This is a genomic window from Nitrospira defluvii (assembly GCF_905220995.1).
In the GTDB taxonomy this organism is placed as follows: domain Bacteria; phylum Nitrospirota; class Nitrospiria; order Nitrospirales; family Nitrospiraceae; genus Nitrospira_A; species Nitrospira_A defluvii_C.
This window is the reverse complement of the sequence record NZ_CAJNBJ010000005.1, coordinates 1-22,413: the sequence shown is the minus strand read 5'-3', so window position 1 is coordinate 22,413 and position 22,413 is coordinate 1. Positions and strand designations below refer to the sequence as shown.

The window sequence follows — 22,413 nt, the reverse complement described above, 5'->3', positions numbered from 1 at the left end:
TGTCTTCTGTGCGTACAAGCGGAACACAATGCCACCCATGATTGTTCCCAGCCACTTTGCGCTATGGGCTATGTGGTGAAGACCAGCGTCACAGCGCCGCCGGCCAATGCCACACCCAAGCCCAGCGCCACCCGCCAGGCCAACGGTTTGCCGCCGAACCAGGCGGCAAGAGCCGCTTTGGTGATCGTGTTCGTCATCGCCGCCGCCGTGATCGCGGTCGCCGCGGTCCGCGTATCCAATCCCTCCTGGTGAAACCGAGCCACCGAGAGGGTGATCGCATCGACATCGGTTGTCCCGGCCAGCACACTGGAGGCATAGAGTCCCTGGTCGCCGAGGACGATCTGCGCGCCTTTGGCCACGACAATCACGACCGCATAAAAGAGGCCGAACTTCAACGCCGTGCCCAGTTCGAGCGGATTATAATAAAGAACAGGGGGCACCTCGTGGAGAATCGCACGCGACTTGAGATAGAACAGCAGCGCCGTCCCATAGCCGCCGAGCGCCATGATCCACAACGGCCAGATCAGACTCGTGAGCAGATTGGGAGCGACGACTCCGATCACGACGAGCATACGCAGAAACATGGTGCTCGACGCCAACACCGTCGCGACGGCGGCGAGCGCAACCATCGGCGGTGATTCCCGCGCCCGCGTCGCCAGGCTGATCGTGACGGCCGTGGAGGACACCAGTCCCCCCAGCATGCCGGTCGCCAGGAGGCCGTGACGCGGACCGGCAATCCGCATCGCGATGTACCCGAGGAAACTCATCCCTGCGATCAACACGACCATGAGCGCCACATGGAAGGGATTTACGACATTGAAGGGACCGTAGGTGCGGTTGGGCAGCAACGGCAGAACGACCACCGCGAGCACCACAAACTTCGCCGTCGCGTACAGATCGTCATCGGAGATGCGGGCCACCGCCTGGTGCAGCGGCTCCTTGAACGACAGCAGGGCCATCACCACACCGGCACTGGCGACAATCAGGAGATAGCGGTCTCCGACAGGCAAGGGAATCCCAGGCGAGAGAGCCAGGACCCCCAGGAGAAAGGTGATGAGGGCCGCCACTTGCGTGGTAATCCCCGGGTCCGCGCTTCGGCTCGACTCTTGATACTGCGAGACGGCCAGGAAAACGCCGATCACCACCATGGCACCCAGCATGGGCCACATCCCCATCGTATGTGCGATAAATGTGGAGAGGGCGCCGGCCAACGCAATGAGCGGAAAGGTCCGAAGGCCGCCGACGCCGGGGCCTTTTTCCTCATCCCTGGACTGCTGGCGTTGCAGGCCGATGAGCGCTCCAGCGCCCAGCGCGATCAGAAACCCCCAGAAGATCTCGTCAAAAGCCATCTCATGATTGCTCATCCAGGCTAGACCGCCAGAACTTCCAACATCAGGAACTCCCCTTTCATCTGCGGATGGAGATCGCAGCGAAAGGGATGACTTCCGGGGCGCTCCGTCGTAAACCGGATCACAAGCGTTTTCCCGGGATCCACATAAACCCCCTCAATACCCTTGCCATAGGAAGCGATCCCTTCGCCTTCCGCATGCACCAACAAGCCAAACAACATCGGCGAGGTAAAGCCGTGCCGGATGATGTCTTCGTTTCGGAGAACGATGACAGTGGATAGCCCGGGCCGGATCGGGGCGGGCTTGGTCAGGAGGAAGGCCGAATCTCGAATGACGATCTCAATCCGTTGCTCTTGCGCCACCTCAGTGGAGTCAGTGGCTTGAACCAGACCGACTTGGAATACAACCAGGCACGCGAGCGCGACGAGCCCTCGGCTGAAAAAACTAGAGATCTGACGTGTTCGTTCCACCATGCATCACCTCCCTCTCGTCTGTATGTGCCTATTGTGACTATCATTCGACTTATCGTCACGATACGCGGACGTCCTCGGTCGTCGCCTTTTTCTACATCCTTATTCTCCCCCACGTCGGAGCCCCGCGGCTTTACAGCCGTGGTCCCTTTGGTTTCTTCGGCGAACCCGCCGAACCATGTCCGCCTTCACCAAGGCTTCGGCGGACACCCGCTACGCATTCCTCCACGGCTTCACAGCCGTGGCTTCCCGCATGGCTGATGAAAGAACTATTGTCCCTTCTGCCGCCCCTTAATAGAGGGCAAAAGCCCCCACCAGCCCCGCAATGACCGCTACCAATCCCAAGGCCTACTTTATCCATACGATTTCCTTTCGCGCGAGCGGCCTCTCCTGCCTGCCACCTGTTAGCAAATGCGAGGCAGTTGCTCGCCCGACAACAGATCGAGGATGCGGTGTGTTCCCAGCACCGTGCGCAACGCAACGATGGGAGAGCCGACATCCGTGACCGAGCCGATGCGAACCGCCTGATGCGCGACCCTGTGTCGGCGCATGGCGGCCAACGCCTCATCCACATGCGATTCCGGCACGAAGGCGATAAACCGTCCTTCGTTCGCGACATACAAGGGATCGAGCCCCAGCAGTTCGCATGCGCCGCGCACAGACTCGCGCACAGGAATGAGCGATTCTTCAATGGTCATACCCGAGTTCGCCCCGACAGCGAGTTCATTGAGCGCACTGGCCAGGCCGCCGCGAGTCAGATCGCGCAGACAATGGACAGGCACTCCACTTCCCAGCAGGTCCCGCACGACCCGATGCAACGGCGCCGAGTCGCTTTCGATTTCGCCGGTGAAGCGCAACCCTTCACGCACGCTGAGGACCGCGACGCCGTGAGACCCCAGATCTCCGCTCAGCAAGATGGCATCACCTGATTTCACCTCATCCGGCCCGATCCGAATACCAGGCGGCACGACTCCAATCCCGGCAGTGTTGATAAAAACCCCGTCGCCTTTGCCCCGATCCACCACCTTCGTATCTCCGGTCACGACCTGCACCCCCGCCTCTTCCGCCGCCTTGGCCATGGACTCCACCACGTTCTGCAGCGTCTCCATGCTGAGGCCTTCTTCCAGGATAAACCCAGCACTCAGATACAGCGGCATGGCGCCGCACATGGCGAGGTCATTGATCGTCCCATGCACGGCCAAGCTCCCGATGTCCCCGCCGGGGAAGAACAATGGAGATACCACGTAGGAATCCGTGGTAAAGGCGAGGGTGCCTTCGGCCACCGGCCAGGTCGCGCCGTCATGTAATTGCGCCAGCATCGGGTTGTCAAAAGCCCGGACGAATATGTCCCGGATCAACTCCTGCATGAGGCGCCCGCCCCCGCCATGCGCCAGCTGCACGGTCGCGCTTCTCACCGGCACGGAACAATGCAGGTGCAGTGCTTGGTGGTCTGCCATGGATTCCTTTCTCCCATTTCCTTTTGCTATGCTGATTACCTCTCGCCTCTCGCCCCGTGCCCCGCACCCCGTCTATAGCGGTAATACGCGGCGCAGGCTCCTTCACTGGACACCATCGGCGCGCCGAGCGGTTGCTCCGGCGTGCAGCGCGTGGCAAAGGCCGGGCAGTCCGGCGGTTTGAGCAAGCCCTGCAACACCAAACCGCTCCGACAGTCGGGATCTTCTGCACCCACCGACCCGGCTTGGGCGAGCGCGTCACGAAATCGCGCCGCCGCATCGATGCCGGCATAGGCCGGCGTGAGTCTCAGACCGCTCTGAGGAATGTCGCCGATGCCACGCCAGGCCCGCAGCGTCGGTTCGAAGACTTCTCGCACGGCCGCTTGCGCCGCCACGTTGCCCTCGCGGCGCACGGATCTGCTGTACTGGTTCTCGACGCCCGCCCGTCCTTCTTCCAATTGGCGAACCAGCATCGCAATCCCTTCCAGGATGTCGATCGGCTCAAACCCCGTGACCACGATGGGCACGCGATAGCGGCGCGCCAGGTCTTCGTACTCTTCATAGCCCATGACCGTACAGACATGCCCGGCCGCCAAAAATCCCTGCACGAGACAGCCGGGAGCGGACAGAATGGTTTCCATGGCCGGCGGCACGAGCACATGGGCCGCGAGCAGACTGAAGTTGGTGAGACCCAGGCGCCGCGCATGGATCGCCGCCATCGCATAGGCCGGCGCAGTCGTCTCGAACCCCACCGCGAAACACACGACCTCGCGATCAGGGTTCGCGCGGGCTAACTCCAACGCATCCAGCGGCGAATACACGATGCGGACATCTCCCCCCGCAGCCTTGACGCCGAACAGATCCCCCTGCGAGCCAGGCACGCGCAGCATGTCCCCGAAAGAGCAGAAGATCACTCGCGGCAACGACGCGAGGTGGAGCGCGTGGTCGATTAAGCCGATCGGCGTAACACAGACGGGACAGCCAGGCCCATGCACTAGGGTGAGGTTCGGCGGCAACAAGGCATCGAGACCGAACCGCACAATCGCATGAGTTTGTCCGCCGCAGACTTCCATGATCGTCCAGGGACGGCGCACCATCTGCTGTATCGTCTCGGCCAATGCCGCGGCGGTCGCACGCTCTCTGTATTCATCGACGTATTTCATCGTGAGAGACGCTCCTTACTCCTCACTGATCATCCGCAACATTCTTAGCGTCCGCTGGGCCGCTTCCTCATCCAGTTTGCTGATGGCAAATCCCACATGCACGATCACATAGTCCCCGACGTCAGCTTCTGGCACGAGCGCAAGCGAGACCTCTTTCATGGCGCCGCCGAAGGACACCGTGGCGGTACGGAGTTGGTCATCCGTGATACTGAGGACTTGCCCGGGAACCGCTAAGCACATTCCTATTACCTTCTGTTTGAAAAGTGAGCCGCCGCCACGACCGCCCGTCCAAGAGAGAGTCCCACGTCATTGGGCGGCACCTGGCGAAGTGAACTCGGGAGAGGCGAGCAGGCATGACTCGTGTGGTCCTCTTGTCGTGACCGCTTAGCGTAGCGCATTCAGTTCCTCGTACCGGCCAGCAACCGTCTGCCGGAGGGCCTCCCGAAGCGTTTTCCCTTCGAGTTGCCGATGTGCCAGCTTACGCAGACGCGCGGCAAGGTCCGCATCGCCCAAGGCCCCCTCCGCCCACCGTGAGAAATCCTCTCGACGGTCGTGGTACTCCAAACTTGCACACGGCACCGTCTGGATGAGCTGTACAAACTCATACAGGCTGGCCGCTTCCTGCCCCACACTCGCCTGCGCGTCCCGAAACCAGAAGCGCTTGCCGAGTGGCAGCGGCCCCTCAAGATACTTATAGAAGTGCCTGATATGCGGAACCCGACGGAGGGCCGGTCGCAAACGGGCGACTTTCCCCTCGCATAAGAGAATTTCGCCGGGCGGGATCTCCGCGAAGTTCACCTCTCGAAGTCCGCATTCTCCACAATGCTCTTGCACCGCCCGGACCGCTTCAGGCTCAACCAGTCGAGTCGCCAGGCAATGGTGCACTGAACGGAGCACCCTCGGATCAAGGCGATCAGGTCGATACGAAACGAAAGCCCATCCACCTTGTTCCAACAGAGGGACTACCTCGTCCGCCGCCTCTCCCCCGCTCGGCGGATACAGCTGCTGGGCTTCATCCAAGACAATCCAATGGGGCCGGTACTTGCGCTCACGCAACGGGCGGAGGGCGCGCACCAACTCGGCCACATACGGGATGCGCAAGGTGGCGGGATATCGGCTGAGATCCACCACGACTGACACACCGCCGGTCTCCAGCAATGCCACCACGGCCGAAGGAACCGGCATGGATACACGATCTCCCTCTAGAGCCACAAATCGCGGGAGCGCCCGAAGACCCCGGAAGTCTCCTTCAGGGTCCACCAGCAGGACCTGATACTCCTCGCGGTGCAGCCCTTCGGCCAAGAGTCCAACCACCCAGGATTTGCCAGTGCCTGAGTCCCCGAACACGCCCAGGTTCCGTCCAGCAAGGCGGGACCCCGGCAGTGACACCTCGATGTTTCCCTTATCCCGGCCGATCACAATGCGCCGCTCGCGGCGCAAGAGCGCGTCTGGATACTGACCGGCCAAAGGGTAGCGGTCCAGAATCTCCAGCACGCCCGCCGGCCCGGGACGAGACGCGACGACATCGGCCATCTCTTGAACCGCCGGCAGGGCGTCCCCCACAGCCACCGCGATTTCGGCCAGCCGCAGCATCGAACCATCGTTCTCGGCATCGCCGAACGCCATAAGATTGTGTGCCGAGAACCCGCAGATGGTCAGGAGCCGCTCTAAACCCGCTCCCTTTGCCGCTCCAGACGGCAGCACCATCACCGCCCCTTTGTTATACTCGACAGCCGCCCCGCCACCGTGGGCGCTGAGCACGCGCCACACCTCTTGGTCGTGCGGCACCCAGGTCGCCGCGATGGCCAACCCCCGCTCGAGTGGGATCATGGCCTCCACAAGCGCTTTCACGAGGCGCTCCTCGAGCTGCCCGAATGGCAAATAGACCTCACCGGTGGCGGTATGCACCAAGACCGCGCCATTCTCCCACACCACACCGGTGCACATGTCGCCCAGACGACCAAGTGAAACCGTTTCAAACCGCCGGCCTGTGACAAGAAACAGCGCATAGCCTGCCGCACGGCATCGCTCGAGTGCACATTCAAGTTCACGGGGCACCACCCCATTCACGGCAAGCGTTCCATCAAAATCAAACGCCATCACACGACGGTACATGTGTCATCCCTCACATCTGCCAACTTTTCATGAAGCTTTTCCGCTCCTCACTCCTCACGCTTCACTTCTCACCGGACCTGTGTGCCGCCACGATCGCCTGGCCCAGCGAGAGCCCCCCATCGTTGGGCGGCACCTGGCGATGGCTGTAGACGGTAAACCCCGCTCGCGCCAACCGGCGACGCGCGAGCCGAAGCAACAGGACATTCTGAAAGCATCCGCCGGTCAGCACCACACGCGGCAACGTAGCGTGTTCCGCAATCTGACCGATCAGATCCACCAACGCAAGATGGAACCGATACGCGATCCGCTCGGAACTACTTCCTTCACGCCGCTCCTTGATAAGCGACTCGATCAGCGGTCGCCAATCTGCCACCCACATGGCTTGGTTGCCGTCGTTTCGCATGACGGCGAACGGATAGCCTGTTTCGTCACCGGGAACATTCTTTTCATACCGTTCCGCCGCGAACTCCAGAGCCATGGCCGCCTGCCCTTCAAAACTGGCTTCATCACACAAGCCAGCTATCGACGACACCGCATCGAAGAGTCGTCCCATGCTAGTGGTCCAGGGTGAGGCAATCCCTCTGTGCAGCAGGGCCGCAAGAGCGTCGCCTTCCTTTTTCACAGATTGCCGGGCAGCACACGCTTCAACGGCTCCCTTCTCTCCATAGGTCTCCCAGAGGACTGAGAAGGCGCAGCGCCAGGGTTTACGCATAGCCGCCTCTCCGCCAGGCAGGCGAAACGGTCGAAGATGGGCGAGACGCCTGAATCCTGGATACCCCGCGATGAGAAATTCGCCTCCCCAGATCGTGCCGTCGGAACCAGAGCCCCCCCCGTCCCAGGCCACGCCCAGCACCTCGCCGTCTAAGTTGTGCTCGGCCATACAGGAGGCCACATGCGCATGATGATGTTGCACCCGAACGGGCGGGACCGCGTGGCGCTCGGCGAATTCCTGCGCGAAAATTGTCGACCGATAGTCTGGGTGAAGATCGCAGGCTACCACTTGGGGCTGGACAGCAAGCAGCCGTTGCAGATCATCGACGGCGCGGCGAAACGCCTCGAAAGCCTCCAGCGTAGACAGATCGCCAAGGTGCTGGCTCAGCATGACCCGATCGCCATACGCCAACGCGATCGTGTTCTTGAGATGGCCCCCGACCGCGAGAATCGGAACCATCGCGCTCCCGTTCGTAAGGGGCGCCTGCACTCTGATCGAGCGAGGCACATAGCCCCTTGCTCGCCGGAGTATCAGCGTTTCGCCCTCCACCACCCGCACGATTGAATCATCGACCGGCCGCGCGATCGCTCGATCGTGAACGAGGAACGCATCCGCGATCCCGGCAAGTCGAACCAGCGCCTCTTGCTCGTCGATCACGATGGGTTCGTCAGAGCGGTTGCCGCTGGTGGCGACTGCCGGACCTTGCAACTCCGTCATCAGCAGATGGTGGAGCGGGCTGGACGGCACCATGGCACCGACGAAGGGGGTGTTGGAGGACACCGATTGGACCAGCCCAGAATGATTGCGCTGCCGCAGCAGCACAATCGGCGCTCCCGGAGAGAGCAGCAAGACTTCTTCTTCCGGAGCAACACGGCATGATTCTCGTACCGCGGAAACAGATGGAAATAAGACCGCGAAGGGTTTGTCCGGTCTTGTCTTGCGGAGGCGCAACCGTTGCACGGCTGTATCCGAGCGGGCATCCACCCACAGCTGAAATCCGCCGATTCCTTTGACCGCAACAATCCCACCCTGTCGAATGATCTCGCAGGCCTGCTGCAAAGCTTCCTGTTCACGAGCCACCTCGTGTCCCTGGACATCCCACAAGGCCAACCGAGGGCCACAAGCCGGACAGGCGATCGGTTCGGCATGGAAGCGACGGTTCGTCGGATCTTCGTATTCGACTCGACAGCTCATGCATAGCTCGAACCGGCTCATCGTGGTGTTGGCGCGATCATAGGGAATGTCCGTGATGAGGCTGACGCGTGGGCCACATTGGGTACAGGTGAGAAAAGGATAGCGATAGCGCCGATCCATTGGATCGCTCAGCTCACGCAGGCAATCGGCACAGATCGCGAGATCGGGCGGCACCACTAGGCGCCGCGCGCCCGCGCCTTCACTGTCTCGAATCCCGAAGACAGTCTCTCCCATCGGGCTCGCCGGTTCTACGGTCAGCCGATCGACCTTCGCTGTCGCTGGCGCTTCCGTCTGCAGGCGCACGAGAAATGTCTCTACGGCACCTACCGGCCCCTCCAGTTCCAGCAGCGCACCACGAGAGCTGTTTGTGATCCACCCGGCCACGCCAAGTTGTTGCGCGACACGGAAAGTGAACGGCCTGAATCCAACCCCCTGAACCGTTCCCTCCACGGTGACACGCAGGCGAACCACGGTCTCTTGTTTCATTCTTCCACCACCACCTCGTGAAGCACCACTTCGGGGACTGGCTCCGCATCCAAGTTTGCCGACCCGCAACCTGGGCAACATTGCAGCAGCGCTTTCATCTCGCAGGCAGTCCCGCACAGCCGGCAGTGGCCGGTGACGGGAACCGGCAGAATCTCCAGCATGGCCCGCTCGGCAACCGTCCCCTCTGCGGCCGCAGCAAAGACCGACTGCAACGCCGCCGCATCGTGCTCGAAGAAATGAGACTGCGTGCTGACCATGAGCCTCACGACCGACGGTCTCGCAGAGGGAGCTTGGCGGAGCGCCTCCTCCACCATCTTGACTACTTGGGCCATCAGCTGCCACTCGTGCACGAGAGCCCCTCCAACTCATGCAAGACTCGCTCGACAACCTGATCCAATACTTCAGCAACCGCTGGAGACAGATCGTTGCCGGCCGTAGTGTCACCAACCTCCACCCCGTAGACGATCACGCGGGGCGGAAGGAGCCCCAATGTACGGCCCAGCTCAATCGCGTCCACCGCATGGAGGACATGCGTCGAATGAGGAAACAGGTCCGCTGAGATCGGCCCGGCAGACGCATCGAGACGATGGATCGTTCCCGCAGGCTGGCTGCTCCTTGCCGCATCGATCAGGATGACGGCTGAAGCCTCTGCCATCAAGTCCAGCACATCGAGACCGGCCAGCTCCGCTTCAATCACGTCGGCGCGGTCCCCCACCAGGGCTTTCAATCGCCGCGCGGCTAGCAGCCCCGCCGCATCATCCCCCCTGAACAGATTGCCGACTCCGATGATGCGCACGGGGTGTCGTATTCCAACACTTGTCATGCGTCACTCGTCACGCTGTATATCCAACTTCAAAAAATGCGTCGCGCAGGAGATGCAAGGGTCATAGCAGCGGATGACTTTTTCGCATCCCATAGCCGCTTGCTCATTCGAGAGATCCAACACCCTCGGCAGATAGGCCCGCAGATCCTCTTCGATCCGGCGCTGGTTCTGCGAGGTGGGCGGAACGATCTTGGCTTCGCGGATCAGGCCGTCACCATCCACCCGATACCGATGATAGAGGATTCCTCTCGGCGCTTCGGTGCAAGCCATGCCGGTGCCGGCGCGCACGGTCACCGGAACCGAAGGGCTGGGTGGCGGTTCGTACCTGTCGATGATCCGCAGCGTCTCCTCGATCGCATACAGGATTTCGACGGAGCGGGCGACAATCGCGTGAAAGGGATTCCGCAGAGGCAGAGACAGTCTCGAGTCCGCCAATACTTGCTTCCCCAGGGGCGACAGATGGTCGTGATTGAGGTTCAGGCGCGCCAACGGCCCCACCAAATAGCTGGCTCCGTTGAGTCTGCATTGGAGCGCCGTAGAATAGGGCGCCTGCTCTTCCCTGAAATTGTGCTCGAACTCCACTGCGGAAATCTCTACTCCGCCACTGGACAGGATCGGTCCCTCGTTGAAGGGATACTCATCGGGAGGACGGAGCGCGACAAAGATATAGTCCTGTGCAAAATCAGGATAGTCTAATCCCGCAACCCAGCGGACGGTCTCCACCGCCGCGTCACGTGCCCACAAGAGTTCTTCTTTCAGACCCTCCAGTTCACGGCGTAGCGGCACGCGCGAAAACCCACCGACCTTCACCGAGACCGGGTGCACGGAGCGCCCACCCAGCAGGGTCATCAGCGCATTGCCGGCTTTCTTCAGCCGCAGGCCACGGGTCACGATCTCCGGATGGTCTTTGGCCATCGCGATCGCGCTGGCATAGCCGAGGAAATCCGGCGCGTGGAGCATGTAGATGTGGAGCGTATGACTCTCGATCCATTCGCCGCAGTAGATCATCCGCCGCAAATCCCGCAGCGCCCCCTCCACGCTCACCGCGAAGATCTGCTCCAGCGCATGGACAGCGCTCATCTGGTAGGCCACAGGACAGATGCCGCAGATCCGCGCAACGATGTCCGGGACCTCGTCGTAATGCCGGCCTACCAAAAAGGCTTCGAAGAACCGCGGCGGCTCGAAGATCCTCAGCTCGATATCCAGCACGATACCGTCCTTCACGGTGACACGAAGCGCACCTTCGCCTTCGACGCGTGCAATCAAGTCGACCGCGATGGTTCTGGTTTTGGTTTCTTTTGACTCACTCATACTTACAGACTCACATGCACATATGGTTCGACAAGGGATGCTTCACGCTTCGTTGCGTTCCCACGCCTGGCTTTCCTCCCTGAACGGTTTCACCGCACCGTTGATGCCGCGGAACCGGCGCAATACCTCAACCGGAATGAGGTTGAGTCTCTGGTGAAACTCTTTGGCCAGCGAGGCCGTATTCGGAGGGAGTCCGGGACCTTCATGCATCCCTTCGGCCGGGCCGAAACAGCCGTAACAGTCTCGGCCCATACTCGGACAAATCGCGCCGCACCCGGTTCGAGTCACCGGCCCGAGGCAGGGGATCCCCTTGGCGACCATCACGCAGACGATCTCACGGCGTTTACATTCAATGCACACACTATGTGTCGGCAGCCGTGGCTGCACACCGGCTAATAGATCGGTGAGCACCCGGAGCAATTGTGCTTTGTCGATGGGGCAGCCCCACAGTTCGAAGTCGACGCGCACATGTTCCGAAATCGCCGTCGAGGTGCTCAGGCTCTGGATGTACTGCGGGCTGGGATAAACCGCCCGCTTGAAAGCGTCGACATCCGCCCAGTTGCGCAACGCTTGAATCCCGCCCGCCGTGGCGCAGGCGCCGATCGTGATCAACACCGTGGCTTGCTCTCGCACGGACAGAATCCGATGCGCATCCTCCGGCGTGGTGATGGAGCCTTCCACCAACGCGATGTCGTAGGGACCCTTTCTCATGTCGCTGGAGGCTTCGGGAAAGTAGGCAATGTCCAAGACCTGCCCTATCGCGAGCAGATCATCCTCTAAATTCAAGATGCTAAGCTGACAGCCGTCGCACGAGGCGAACTTGAAGATGCCGAGCTTGGGCCGCGCGGCCTTCTTCGTCTCCCCTGTCTGGTGTACACGTTGGCCCATTGTTATCAGACGCCTTCTCTGTGTTCCGGTTTGTGTGATTCGTCTGGTTTGTTTGAGGGAACGAGATAAACCAGACAAACGAAACACACGGTCCCTGGTTTCACACTCCCACCTGCCCCAACCACGGCGCGACCCGATCGTAGCGCATCACCGGGCCGTCCTTGCACAGAAAGTATGGTCCCATCTGACAATGGCCGCACAGGCCAATTCCGCATTCCATATGCCGCTCCAGTGAGACATAGATCGCGGTCGCCGGGATCCCGCGTTGCATCAAGATCGGCACGCCCAAACGCATCATGATCTCCGGTCCGCACATCAAGACGATCGTTCGAGCGGGATCCACCCGGACTTGTTCGAACAATTCGGTCACGACGCCGATATGATAACGCCACGTCTTGTCGGGCTGGTCGCTCGTCAACAATACCTCGGTATCAGGATGCCGCCGCCACGCATCAAACCGCTCGCGATAGAGCAGGTCGTGCGGCGTCTTGACCCCGTGCAGAATCTTCACGCTTCCATACTGGGTGCGCCGACGGAAGATATATTCAATGGCGCCGACCACCGGCGCGCAGCCCAGCCCGCCGGTCACGATCACCACGTCGTTGCCCTGCGCGGCATCGAGCGGCCATCCTTGCCCGAACGGCCCGCGGATGCCCAGCTCGTCGCCCTGTTGCAATCGCGCAATCGATTTCGTCACTCGTCCCACGACGCGGATCGTATGGTCCAGGCACTGTGGTTCATCCGGGTCCGAGACGATCGAGATCGCCACCTCGCCAACCCCGAACAGATAGACCATATTGAACTGACCGGGGGCGAACCGAAAGCGCCGCCGCACCTGCTCATCGACGAAGCGCAATCGATACGTGTCGATCCCCTCCGCTTCCCGGATCTTGCCCACAATGGTGGCCGCATAGATGAGATAGGGGTTGGCCCAGGGACTGTCGACAGTCGGTACAAATGACATCATGGCTCCCTATCTACGAGACCTGGCTTCATCAGCCGTCCCTCAATACTTTCAGCACCGCTTGCACCATCGCTCGGCCGTCGCCGAACAGCATGATCGTCTTGTCGGCGGCGAACAACGGATTAGGAACGCCCGCAAAACCAGGACTCAGGCTGCGCTTGATCACCACGACCGTCCGCGCCTTATCCACATCGAGGATCGGCATGCCCGCGAGGGGGCTCGTGGGGTCGGTTCGTGCCAGCGGATTGACCACGTCGTTTGCCCCGATGACGAGCGCCACATCCGTCTGCTCGAACGTGGGATTGCTTTCGTCGAGATCTTTCAGCAACTCGTAGGGGACATTCGCCTCCGCGAGCAGCACGTTCATATGCCCAGGCATGCGTCCGGCCACCGGATGGATGGCGAATTCGACCTCGATGCCACGGCCACGCAACAGTTCGGCGAGGTGCGCCACGCTATGCTGGGCCTGGGAGACGGCCATCCCATAACCAGGCACGATCACCACCCGACGCGCGGCATCGAAGAGCCAGGCGACTTGTTCCGGCGAACCGGCTTTCACCCGCCCCGTATAGATCTCCTCATCCTGCCGGCCCTTTTTCGCAGGCGGGGCGCCTCCCACCATCACATCCGCCAGCGATCGGTTCATCGCCCGACACATGATCTGGGTGAGAATGAATCCCGACGCGCCTACCAGCGACCCGGCAATAATCAACACGTTGTTGTTGAGCACAAAGCCTGTCGCAGCAGCGGCCAGCCCGGAGCAGGAATTGAGCAAGGCGATGATCACCGGCATGTCGGCTCCCCCGACCGGCAGCACGAGCAACAACCCGAGCAACGACGAGACGGCCACGACGAGCCAGTAGGCGGTATGATGTGCAGGTGTCAGCAACAGCCAGAGTCCAAGTCCCCCAGCGGCGATGGCCAGTCCGGCGTTGATCGCGTATTGGCCGGGAAACCGAACGGCGCTCTCGGTGATGAGTGCTTGCAACTTGGCAAAGGCCACGAGACTGCCCCAGAACGTCACCGCGCCGATCACACCGGAGGCGACTGCGGCCGCGGTGAAATGGCTGAGCGTCGCGATGGCCGCATCCTGGTTCTCCAACAGCCCGGCTCCGGCCACAAAGACAGACGCGCCGCCGCCCAACCCGTTCAGCACGGCGACCATTTGCGGCATGGCGGTCATCTGGATCTTCAGCGCCAGCGTCGCGCCGATGACCGATCCAATCAACAGCGCAACTGCGATCGTCTGAAAGCCCACAATGCGCCGGTCGAGCAGCGTTAGTACGACGGCCAGGAACATTCCCAGCGAGCCCAGCACATTCCCACGGGCCGCCGTGCGCGGATGCGCGAGCCCCTTGAGCCCCACCACAAAGAGGACCGAGACGCCCAGGTAGCCGAGATTGATGAATGCGGCGTTCATGGTACCCTCTTCGGGCGAGGTCTGAACATCGCCAGCATCCGATGCGTCACGAGAAACCCGCCCACCACATTGATCGTGGCAAACACCACGGCGACAAATCCCGGCGCGCTAATAAGGATGTCTTGTTCGGACCCGGCAGCCAGCAATGCCCCGACGAGCGTAATCCCTGAAATCGCGTTCGCTCCTGACATGAGCGGCGTATGGAGCGTGGGCGGCACTTTCGTGATGATTTCGAATCCCGCAAAGAGGGCCAGCACGAAAATCGTCAACCCGATCACGGCGGTCTCCATCACGCATTTCCTTCTTCGGCGACGTCATAATGTGTGGCACGGGGCAATGCGCCGATCCTCGGATGGACCACTGCTCCACCTCGCGTCACCAGCGTCTCACGCGTGATTTCATCCGCCACATCGACGTGCAAGAAGCCGTCTTTACACAGGTAGAGAAGGACATTGGCAAGGTTCCTTCCACACATCTGGCTCGCATGCATCGGCACCGTGTTCGGCAGATTGGTCGGTCCCAGCACGGTGACACCATGATGCACGATGACTTCGTTCGGACGAGTGAGTTCGCAGTTGCCGCCGCGCTCGGCGGCCACATCCATGATGACCGACCCACGCGCCATGCGTGCCACCATGTCGGCCGTGATGAGCCTCGGCGCCGGTCTGCCCGGCACCGCCGCCGTGGCGATCACGACATCGCTCGCGGCCACGACAGGCGTCAATCGTTCACGCTGCTTCCGATAGATGTGCTCGCCCAATGTCTTGGCATAGCCGCTTAACTCCTCGACCTCGCCCGCCTCAACCGGCGCGTCGATGACCTTCGCCCCCAAACTCTGGATCTGGTCCTTCACCGCCGGACGCACATCGTAGGCCGCCACGGCCGCCCCCAAACGGCGCGCCGTGGCGATCGCCTGCAACCCGGCCACGCCGGCGCCGATGACGAGAACCCGCGCCGGTGGAATGGTTCCCGCCGCGGTCATCAGCATTGGAAACAACTTCGACAGGCTGGCCGCCGCCAACAGCACGGCTTTATAACCCACGATGGTGGCGAGCGAGGAGAGCATGTCCATGCTTTGCGCGCGGGCGATCCGGGGCATCAGTTCCATGGCAAATACGGTTACGCCCAGGTGGGCTAACTCCGTCGCCGCCTCAGGCCGCCCTAATGGATCGGCCAGCCCGATCAGCACGTGGTCCGCGCGCAGGAGGGGCAGATCGTGACGGCCTGTGTCGGGATTGGCGCCCAGCGTTCTGACCTGGAGCAGGATCTCTGCCGAGGCGAACAGCTCAGAGCGATCACTCGCCACTCGCGCGCCTTTTATCCGATACTCCTCATCCTCGAATCCCGCTGCCTCTCCCGCTCCGGATTCAACCAGCACGTGCAAGCCGATCTTGGTGAGCAGCGGCACGTGAGCGGGAGTCAGCGCCACCAGCGTTTCCCCCGGATACGTCTCCTTCGGCACTCCGACGACGGTCTGCTTCGTATGCGTCATGCTTGGCTCGGCTTCCCCTTGGTATGGGTCGAACGCCCCAGCAAAGCCGGCAGCTCTTCGGTCAGGTCGATCCCGACTGGGCACCAGGTGATGCACCGGCCACAGCCGACACAGCCGGAGGTCCCGAACTGATCAATCCACGACGCGAGTTTGTGCGTGAGCCACATGCGATAGCGGTCCTTGATCGTCGGGCGAATATTTTTTCCATGGATATAGCCGTGGTCCTGCGTGAAACAGGAATCCCACAACCTGGTGTGCTCGGCTCGTTGGTGCGTGAGATCCGGCGTCTCCTCAACGGTATGACAGAAGCAGGTCGGGCAGACCATCGTGCAATTCCCGCAGGCCAGACAGCGGCTCGCCACGTCGTCCCAGCGGGGATGCTCATGGGCGTCATACAGGGCCTGTGGGAGATGCGATCGGTCCAACTGCCGCGTCTGGCTGCGGGCGCACGCCTCGATCTGATGTTCGGTCTGACGAACCAGCGTCGTCGAAGCCGACGCGAGCGACAGCTGACCCAGCACCTCCTCGCCCGCCGCACTGCCTACCTCCACCACAAACACCTCATCCAATTCAGTCAGTACCAGATCGAAGCCCGCTCGTGCTTGGGGACCAGTGTCCATCGAGGCGCAGAAACAGGTGGCCAGCGCGCGAGTGCAGTTCACCGCGACCAGAAAGAGACCTTCACGACGGGCCTCATAGTAGGGGTCTCGGTAGGCATCTTTCAGAAAAATCTGATCCTGGATGGCCAGCCCGGCGAGGTCACAGGCGCGAGCCCCTACGATGGCAACTTTCTCTTGCAGAGGAAGCGTCGGGCGAGCGGAGAATCCGTTCGTGGTCCGTTCGATTTGGAGGAGCAGCTCGCGCGGGGGAAAGCTGAAGGGCTTGAGGGATTGCGGCCCATGCACGACCCCGAACATTTGGCCTGAGCCGGTGTTCTCCAGCCGATAGTGTCCCGGTTCCTGCACATCACGCCAGCCGATCGGCAGATCCGAAACCTGCCGGATCGTGTCCCACAGGACCGCCCCGTCGCGGACCGTCGGAGCGACGACGCGATAGCCCCTGGCCTGCAACAGATCGATCAGGCGCTGCAACGAGGCTGTCGGCAAAAGCGCTAGGGCCTGCTCACTCCCGGACTTCATGCATCTCCTTCATCACGATCTCCTCCGCATCCAACACAATCGTGTCGGGCGACACGATCACGGCAGCGGCTCACGTGCGTCTGTCGCTGACATGTGTCCCTGTCATCCGACCCAGCGTGACGAGCCACGCATACCACAGGAGCCAGGAAGATCATGCCGCAGAGAACGGTGTGCCATTCGTCATGCTGCTCCCCTCCTGAAGTCAAGACGATGACGGGTACACCGTGGGCCGCTGCAACACGATAATGGACCGCGCGTTCACGAGATAGCGCGGAGCGGTCGGCCATTCGGCGCCTGGCTTGCACAATCATCCGAGCTGTCGACCCTCGTACACGACACCTTGCCGCCGCAACCGCTTCATTTTGATCTGAGGCCATTACATGAACGCCGCGCCGGCAGATATGCACAATCATCAGCAGCAAAAGCAATGCCTTACTGGCTCCGCAGCAACCGGGAGGAGACTTTCCTGATGTTTCATGTAACTCGGTGTGCTCACCATGAGACAAGAGGGACATTTAGCCCCAGCGAAGAAACTGTACGGGGGCAGAACACCGCACTGGTTCAGCACGAAGCTTGAAGACCCACACACCGGTCGCAGGGTTCGTTGAATGATCTCTGGAGGCTCCCATGACACACACGACTCGGAACAAGGCTAATGTCGAATATGCGATTATGCTGCCGTGCTGAACTTCCAAAAAGAGTTCGTGCAATCGCACTATTCGCACATCCAGGTTCGGCTTCTTAAGAATGTGATCGAGGTGGACCTGACCAGAAGCTCGCCGATTCCGGCGGACGTGCGGCTCGCTCAAACCCAGGAAGGGTGCGTTCAACTTAGACAGACGCACCAGGCGCTGTTCGCTACGGGACAAGACCGTTTGCTTAAAGAGCTCACTGAAATACTTGGCGGACACATTTATGAAATGCGCACCGACCTGGATCCGCTTACGGGAAAAAGCATGATGGTCATCAGGCTCGTTGAAGCGAGCGAAAGCTTAATATAATGAATGGCTCCTGCCTTTTCCATCTTTTCTCGATAATGGAGAACCTGTCGATCTTGTCCTCAAAAGGCATCACTGACCTTCCCCCGATTTCACAGACGCCTCCATACGTGGGAGAATTCTGAAATCGGAGGACCACATGAGCACGAAGACACGCCGATCGTATACGGAGACGTTTAAAGAGGAGGCGGTGCGCCTGGTGCGCGAATCAGGACAGCCTGTGACCCACGTGGCGCGGGATCTGGGGATTGCCGATCACCTGCTCTACCGCTGGCGGGCCGAGCAGCCGCACGCGGAGGGGCAGGGCCAAACACGCCAATCGGCACGGGCCGAACAGGCGGAACTCGTCCGGCTGCGACGTGAAAACGCTGTCTTAAAGCAGGAACGGGATTTTGTAAAACGTGCGGCGGCGTTCTTCGCGAAGGAGTCGCGATGAGATACCGAGTCATTCAGGAACACGACCGTCGCTATCCGATCCGATTGATGTGCCGGGCCTTGGCCGTCTCGGCAGCGGGCTATTATGCATGGCGTGTACGGCCAGAGAGTGCCCGGTCGGTGTCGGACCGGACGCCCCTCTCAGTCATCCGGGTGATCCATCGAGAATGCCGCGAGACCTACGGTAGTCCCCGCATCTGGGACGCCCTCGTTAAACAGGGCCACCGCATTGGTGAGCATCGCGTGGCCCGGCTGATGCGCCAGACGGTATTCGAGCCAAGACGGTGAAGAAGTGGAGGGCCACCACCCCATCCCAGCATCGGTTCCCCGTAGCCGCGAATACCCTTGAGCGGGCCTTCACCGTCGAGGCGCCCAACCGGGTGTGGGCGGGTGATATCACGTCCGTCTGGCCTCTGGAAGGCTGGCTGTCTCTGGCTGTCCTGCTGGATCTGTACTCACGCCGAGTGGTCGGCTGGGCAATGAGCCAGCGGATCACTGTCGAGCTGACCGAGCAGGCGCTCACCATGGCGCTGGCGAAGCGGGCTCCCACGGCAGGGCTTCTCCACCATTCGGACCGTGGGAGTCAGTAGGCCGCCACGAGCTACCAGCGTGGCCTTGATGAATACGGTCTCATTCCCAGCATGAGTCGCAAAGGCAATTGCTGGGACAATGCCGGTGTCGAAAGCTTCTTCGGGACACTCACGCGTGAGCTGGTATCCCAACGGCGCTATGTGACCCGTGAAGAGGCAAGGCAGGATATCTTTGAATACATCGAGGTGTTCTATAATCGCCACCGACGACATTCGACGCTCGGCTATCACTCCCCGGCTGAGTACGAAGCGAGGGCGGCCGTCGCCTAACCCGGTGTCCACGGAGTTGGGGGAAGGTCATCACACGGGCTCGATAGACGGCCAGAAGACGGCGCTGACGGGCGCTTCGCATACTCCACCGTAATAGGAAGCACATGGAAGATTGGTCCCTCAGCTCCCCACTCGGTTGTCCATTTGGTTGTCCACGCTCACTACAACAGAAACAGACCAACAATTTCAGTTCATTACAAAAACCAACCATGTCCTGAAAAGGCTGGTGTCGACAGTTCGATTCTGTCCCTCGGCACCACATCCCCTTCATAATATTACTGAAATCCAGCTTCATTCGGCCCCTTCCAAAAACCACGATTTCAGCATTTTTCAGCCTGTTTCGCCCGATTGGTTGTCCAAGTAGTTGTCCAAAACCAACCGCAGTAAAACGGCATCAGAGGCTCATATCCAGTCATTTTTCTACTCAAGAAGAACCCCGTTTCAAACCCCGATTCATCTTTTCAGTCCACTCCTCTCCTCGTCGCTACCCCTAATCACCAGCACAACATGCCGTAGCTCCCGATCGCCGTCTAAAATTCCATAAAGTGCTGCAACTTCCCTCCTCCGAAGGGGTCGAGCTAAAGATCGTTTTCAGGTACACTGCCGTGGCCTGAAGGCTTGGATACCGAGGTGACTGCATGCAGTGGATTGCCCCATCGGAAAAAGACACTGCGACGGACGCGCTGGAAAAGCGTCTCTGGGATGCTGCCGACCAACTGCGAGCCAACAGCGGTCTCAATGCCGCGCAATATTCCACCCCGGTCCTGGGTCTCATCTTCCTCCGCTTTGCCGATGTCCGCTTTGCAAAGATCCGCTCTGGCCTGGAGAAGATGGCGTCCTCGTCACGGCGCGGCTCTCGTGTGGACGAGCCAGCCGCCTACCATGCCGAAGGGGTGCTCTATCTCACGCCGAACGCCCGTTTCGAGAAACTTTTGCATCTCCCAGAGGGAAGCAATGCCGGCAAGGCGATCAATGAAGCCATGCGCGAGATTGAAAAGCACAATCCCCAGCTTGCCGGGGTGCTGCCCAAGACCTACGAAATCTTTAACAGCACGCTGCTGAAAGAACTCCTCAAGCGTGTCTCCGAAATTCCGGCCACCATCGACTACGACGCCTTCGGCCGCATCTACGAATACTTCCTCGGCGAGTTCGCCAGAACGGAAGGGCAAAAGGGCGGGGAGTTCTACACGCCGTCCGGCATCGTGCGTCTGCTGGTCGAAGTCTTGGAGCCCTATCACGGCCGCATTCTCGATCCCGCCTGCGGCTCCGGCGGCATGTTCGTTCAGAGCGGCCGCTTCGTGGCTGAACATAAGAAGAACCCGTCCTCGGAACTCGCCATTCACGGACAGGAGAAAGTCGCGGCCACCGTCGCCCTCTGCCGCATGAACCTGGCCATGCACGGCCTCGAAGGGGATATTAAAGAAGCCATCACCTACTACGACGATCTGCACAACAGCACCGGCCGGTTCGATTTCGTCCTGGCCAATCCCCCGTTCAACGTGAACGCGGTCGACAAAGAACGGCTGGAAGCAGAGGTCGGCAAAGGCCGCCGCTATCCCTTCGGCCTGCCGCGCACGGACAATGCAAACTATCTCTGGATTCAGCTCTTCTATTCGACGCTGAGCGCAAATGGTAGGGCCGGATTCGTTATGGCCAATTCCGCCTCCGATGCACGATCATCTGAGCAGGATATCCGTAAGCAGCTCATCGAAGCGCGTGCCGTCGATGTCATGGTCGCCGTCGGACCAAACATGTTCTACACCGTCACGCTGCCTTGCACGCTCTGGTTCTTCGATAAGGGAAAGCAGCAAACGCCTCGTATGGACAAAGTTCTCTTTCTTGATGCGCGGCATATCTACCGGCAGGTGGATCGGGCGCACCGTGACTGGACCGAAGGCCAGATTGGCTTCTTGGCGAACGTCGTGCGGCTCTATCGAAGCGAAGAGCCAGACTTCACCCTTGGTGGGCCTGATGCAGAAGCCAAGTTGAAAGAAGTCTTCGGTAAGAAGCTGAAGTTCTCCGATGTGCCTGGACTCTGCAAGGCCGCCACGATCAAAGAAATCGAAGCGCAGGGTTGGAGCCTGAATCCTGGCCGCTACGTCGGAGTGGCTCCCGGTGAAGCTGTGAGCGATGAGGATTTCAAGGAACAGCTCGAAACGCTGAATGAAGAACTCGAAACGTTGAACGCGCAGGCCCGCGAACTCGAACAAATCATCGCTCGTAATGTGGCGGAGATATTAGAGCTGTGACGAAGGCCGCAACAAAATGGCGTGCATGTAAGCTGGACGAGCTCGGCTCCGTTGGCCGTGGAAAGTCAAAACATCGTCCGCGAAATGACGAGTCGCTATACGGTGGAATCTATCCATTCTTCCAGACCGGAGACATCAAGGCTGCCAACTTTCACCTGACTGAATACTCACAGACCTACAATGAGAAAGGTCTCGCTCAGAGCAAAATTTGGAAGCCTGGCACCCTCTGCATCACCATAGCCGCAAACATTGCAGAGACCGCAATTCTCGGTATTCCTGGATGCTTCCCAGATAGCATCGTCGGCTTTATCCCAGACCCCGATAAAGCTGATGTCGCATTTGTTAAATACTACATCGACACCCTCAAGCTTCAGATGCAGAGTGTCTCGCGCGGCACTACACAAGATAACCTGAGTGTAGACAAGTTGCTGACGTTCGACTTCCGCGTTCCACCGATTTCTCTGCAACGCCGAATCGCGGGCATCCTGTCGGCCTATGACGACCTGATCGAGAACAACCAGCGACGCATCAAGATTCTAGAAGAGATGGCCCGATCCCTCTACCGCGAGTGGTTCGTTCACTTCCGTTTTCCAGGCCACGAGAAAGTCAAAATGGTTCCCTCTTCCCTCGGCCCAATCCCCCAATGCTGGGAGGTGACAACATTTGGAGAACTTTACAATACCGGTTCTGGCGGAACCCCTAGCCGCACGCGGCCTGACTACTTCGAGTATGGAACAATTGATTGGGTAAAGAGCCAGGAATTGCTCGATCGATTCATCTTGTCGACTGAGGAACGAATTACCGAGTAAGCACTCAGGGAGTCATCAGCGAAGATTTTCCCGAGAAATACAGTCCTGATTGCACTTTCCTGTGACCTTCCCCCGTTTGTTA

General features: G+C 60.3%; 19 protein-coding genes and 1 pseudogene. 4 read left to right on the top strand and 16 right to left on the bottom strand.

Features of this window, described 5'->3' with window-relative positions; translation table 11 throughout:
• Nucleotides 1–68: 68 nt before the first annotated feature.
• From KJA79_RS10360 to KJA79_RS10285, 16 genes are all read right to left on the bottom strand, one after another.
• The gene (locus KJA79_RS10360) at nucleotides 69–1,349 is read right to left on the bottom strand and encodes an MgtC/SapB family protein (protein WP_213041972.1); all 1,281 of its coding nucleotides are present in this window, start codon (nucleotides 1,347–1,349) and stop codon (nucleotides 69–71) included.
• 20 nt (nucleotides 1,350–1,369) lie between these two features.
• The gene (locus KJA79_RS10355; RefSeq protein ID WP_213041971.1) at nucleotides 1,370–1,822 is read right to left on the bottom strand and encodes a cupredoxin domain-containing protein; all 453 of its coding nucleotides are present in this window, start codon (nucleotides 1,820–1,822) and stop codon (nucleotides 1,370–1,372) included.
• A 401-nt stretch (nucleotides 1,823–2,223) separates the two neighbouring features.
• Nucleotides 2,224–3,276, bottom strand: coding sequence for a hydrogenase expression/formation protein HypE (gene hypE / locus KJA79_RS10350; protein ID WP_213041970.1), 1,053 nt, complete (start codon nucleotides 3,274–3,276; stop codon nucleotides 2,224–2,226).
• A 35-nt stretch (nucleotides 3,277–3,311) separates the two neighbouring features.
• Nucleotides 3,312–4,436 (bottom strand): hydrogenase formation protein HypD, encoded by a 1,125-nt coding sequence (gene hypD / locus KJA79_RS10345; protein WP_213041969.1) that lies wholly within the window; start codon nucleotides 4,434–4,436, stop codon nucleotides 3,312–3,314.
• A 15-nt stretch (nucleotides 4,437–4,451) separates the two neighbouring features.
• On the bottom strand, nucleotides 4,452–4,676 hold the full coding sequence (locus tag KJA79_RS10340; RefSeq protein WP_213041968.1) for a HypC/HybG/HupF family hydrogenase formation chaperone: 225 nt from the start codon (nucleotides 4,674–4,676) through the stop codon (nucleotides 4,452–4,454).
• Nucleotides 4,677–4,820: 144 nt separating this feature from the next.
• On the bottom strand, nucleotides 4,821–6,551 hold the full coding sequence (locus tag KJA79_RS10335) for an HAD-IIB family hydrolase (protein WP_213041967.1): 1,731 nt from the start codon (nucleotides 6,549–6,551) through the stop codon (nucleotides 4,821–4,823).
• Between the two features lie 61 nt (nucleotides 6,552–6,612).
• Nucleotides 6,613–8,943 (bottom strand): carbamoyltransferase HypF, encoded by a 2,331-nt coding sequence (gene hypF / locus KJA79_RS10330; protein ID WP_213041966.1) that lies wholly within the window; start codon nucleotides 8,941–8,943, stop codon nucleotides 6,613–6,615.
• A complete protein-coding gene (locus tag KJA79_RS10325) occupies nucleotides 8,940–9,275 on the bottom strand; it encodes a hydrogenase maturation nickel metallochaperone HypA (protein ID WP_213041965.1) in 336 nt (111 codons plus the stop codon). The genes hypF and KJA79_RS10325 overlap by 4 nt, the downstream gene beginning before the upstream one ends.
• Nucleotides 9,275–9,766 carry a hydrogenase maturation protease gene (locus KJA79_RS10320; protein WP_213041964.1) on the bottom strand — a complete coding sequence of 164 codons (492 nt, stop codon included), beginning with the start codon at nucleotides 9,764–9,766 and terminating at the stop codon, nucleotides 9,275–9,277. The genes KJA79_RS10325 and KJA79_RS10320 overlap by 1 nt, the downstream gene beginning before the upstream one ends.
• A gap of 3 nt (nucleotides 9,767–9,769) precedes the next feature.
• The gene (locus KJA79_RS10315) at nucleotides 9,770–11,077 is read right to left on the bottom strand and encodes a Ni/Fe hydrogenase subunit alpha (protein ID WP_213041963.1); all 1,308 of its coding nucleotides are present in this window, start codon (nucleotides 11,075–11,077) and stop codon (nucleotides 9,770–9,772) included.
• 42 nt (nucleotides 11,078–11,119) lie between these two features.
• On the bottom strand, nucleotides 11,120–11,965 hold the full coding sequence (locus tag KJA79_RS10310) for an NADH-quinone oxidoreductase subunit B family protein (protein WP_213041962.1): 846 nt from the start codon (nucleotides 11,963–11,965) through the stop codon (nucleotides 11,120–11,122).
• Between the two features lie 100 nt (nucleotides 11,966–12,065).
• Nucleotides 12,066–12,932 carry an FAD/NAD(P)-binding protein gene (locus KJA79_RS10305; RefSeq protein ID WP_213041961.1) on the bottom strand — a complete coding sequence of 289 codons (867 nt, stop codon included), beginning with the start codon at nucleotides 12,930–12,932 and terminating at the stop codon, nucleotides 12,066–12,068.
• Between the two features lie 28 nt (nucleotides 12,933–12,960).
• A complete protein-coding gene (locus KJA79_RS10300) occupies nucleotides 12,961–14,349 on the bottom strand; it encodes an NAD(P)(+) transhydrogenase (Re/Si-specific) subunit beta (protein ID WP_213041960.1) in 1,389 nt (462 codons plus the stop codon).
• Nucleotides 14,346–14,639, bottom strand: a complete 294-nt coding sequence (locus KJA79_RS10295; protein ID WP_213041959.1) for an NAD(P) transhydrogenase subunit alpha part 2 — start codon at nucleotides 14,637–14,639, stop codon at nucleotides 14,346–14,348. The genes KJA79_RS10300 and KJA79_RS10295 overlap by 4 nt, the downstream gene beginning before the upstream one ends.
• Nucleotides 14,639–15,841, bottom strand: coding sequence for a Re/Si-specific NAD(P)(+) transhydrogenase subunit alpha (locus KJA79_RS10290; protein ID WP_213041958.1), 1,203 nt, complete (start codon nucleotides 15,839–15,841; stop codon nucleotides 14,639–14,641). The genes KJA79_RS10295 and KJA79_RS10290 overlap by 1 nt, the downstream gene beginning before the upstream one ends.
• Nucleotides 15,838–16,980, bottom strand: coding sequence for a 4Fe-4S dicluster domain-containing protein (locus tag KJA79_RS10285; protein WP_213041957.1), 1,143 nt, complete (start codon nucleotides 16,978–16,980; stop codon nucleotides 15,838–15,840). Before KJA79_RS10285 ends, KJA79_RS10290 begins: the two co-directional genes overlap by 4 nt.
• Before the next feature lie 680 nt (nucleotides 16,981–17,660).
• On the opposite strand from KJA79_RS10285, the gene KJA79_RS10280 reads away from it, so the two are divergent.
• The 4 genes and pseudogenes from KJA79_RS10280 to KJA79_RS10250 all read left to right on the top strand — a co-directional run bounded on the left by KJA79_RS10280 (nucleotide 17,661) and on the right by KJA79_RS10250 (nucleotide 22,331).
• Nucleotides 17,661–17,981, top strand: coding sequence for a Na-translocating system protein MpsC family protein (locus KJA79_RS10280; RefSeq protein WP_213041956.1), 321 nt, complete (start codon nucleotides 17,661–17,663; stop codon nucleotides 17,979–17,981).
• Nucleotides 17,982–18,117: 136 nt separating this feature from the next.
• Nucleotides 18,118–19,273, top strand: a pseudogene (locus KJA79_RS23155) (IS3 family transposase).
• Between the two features lie 638 nt (nucleotides 19,274–19,911).
• Nucleotides 19,912–21,522, top strand: coding sequence for a class I SAM-dependent DNA methyltransferase (locus KJA79_RS10255; protein ID WP_213041951.1), 1,611 nt, complete (start codon nucleotides 19,912–19,914; stop codon nucleotides 21,520–21,522).
• Nucleotides 21,519–22,331: a restriction endonuclease subunit S gene (locus tag KJA79_RS10250; RefSeq protein WP_213041950.1), complete on the top strand. Its 813-nt coding sequence runs from the start codon at nucleotides 21,519–21,521 to the stop codon at nucleotides 22,329–22,331. The genes KJA79_RS10255 and KJA79_RS10250 overlap by 4 nt, the downstream gene beginning before the upstream one ends.
• Nucleotides 22,332–22,413: the final 82 nt, after the last annotated feature.

Bases quoted from the DNA above. Each gene is read 5' to 3' on its own strand.
- KJA79_RS10360 (WP_213041972.1), bottom strand. From the start codon at position 1,349: ATGGCTTTTGACGAGATCTTCTGGGGGTTTCTGATCGCGCTGGGCGCT.
- KJA79_RS10355 (WP_213041971.1), bottom strand. From the start codon at position 1,822: ATGGTGGAACGAACACGTCAGATCTCTAGTTTTTTCAGCCGAGGGCTC.
- hypE (WP_213041970.1), bottom strand. From the start codon at position 3,276: ATGGCAGACCACCAAGCACTGCACCTGCATTGTTCCGTGCCGGTGAGA.
- hypD (WP_213041969.1), bottom strand. From the start codon at position 4,436: ATGAAATACGTCGATGAATACAGAGAGCGTGCGACCGCCGCGGCATTG.
- KJA79_RS10340 (WP_213041968.1), bottom strand. From the start codon at position 4,676: ATGTGCTTAGCGGTTCCCGGGCAAGTCCTCAGTATCACGGATGACCAA.
- KJA79_RS10335 (WP_213041967.1), bottom strand. From the start codon at position 6,551: ATGTACCGTCGTGTGATGGCGTTTGATTTTGATGGAACGCTTGCCGTG.
- hypF (WP_213041966.1), bottom strand. From the start codon at position 8,943: ATGAAACAAGAGACCGTGGTTCGCCTGCGTGTCACCGTGGAGGGAACG.
- KJA79_RS10325 (WP_213041965.1), bottom strand. From the start codon at position 9,275: ATGGCCCAAGTAGTCAAGATGGTGGAGGAGGCGCTCCGCCAAGCTCCC.
- KJA79_RS10320 (WP_213041964.1), bottom strand. From the start codon at position 9,766: ATGACAAGTGTTGGAATACGACACCCCGTGCGCATCATCGGAGTCGGC.
- KJA79_RS10315 (WP_213041963.1), bottom strand. From the start codon at position 11,077: ATGAGTGAGTCAAAAGAAACCAAAACCAGAACCATCGCGGTCGACTTG.
- KJA79_RS10310 (WP_213041962.1), bottom strand. From the start codon at position 11,965: ATGGGCCAACGTGTACACCAGACAGGGGAGACGAAGAAGGCCGCGCGG.
- KJA79_RS10305 (WP_213041961.1), bottom strand. From the start codon at position 12,932: ATGATGTCATTTGTACCGACTGTCGACAGTCCCTGGGCCAACCCCTAT.
- KJA79_RS10300 (WP_213041960.1), bottom strand. From the start codon at position 14,349: ATGAACGCCGCATTCATCAATCTCGGCTACCTGGGCGTCTCGGTCCTC.
- KJA79_RS10295 (WP_213041959.1), bottom strand. From the start codon at position 14,639: ATGGAGACCGCCGTGATCGGGTTGACGATTTTCGTGCTGGCCCTCTTT.
- KJA79_RS10290 (WP_213041958.1), bottom strand. From the start codon at position 15,841: ATGACGCATACGAAGCAGACCGTCGTCGGAGTGCCGAAGGAGACGTAT.
- KJA79_RS10285 (WP_213041957.1), bottom strand. From the start codon at position 16,980: ATGAAGTCCGGGAGTGAGCAGGCCCTAGCGCTTTTGCCGACAGCCTCG.
- KJA79_RS10255 (WP_213041951.1), top strand. From the start codon at position 19,912: ATGCAGTGGATTGCCCCATCGGAAAAAGACACTGCGACGGACGCGCTG.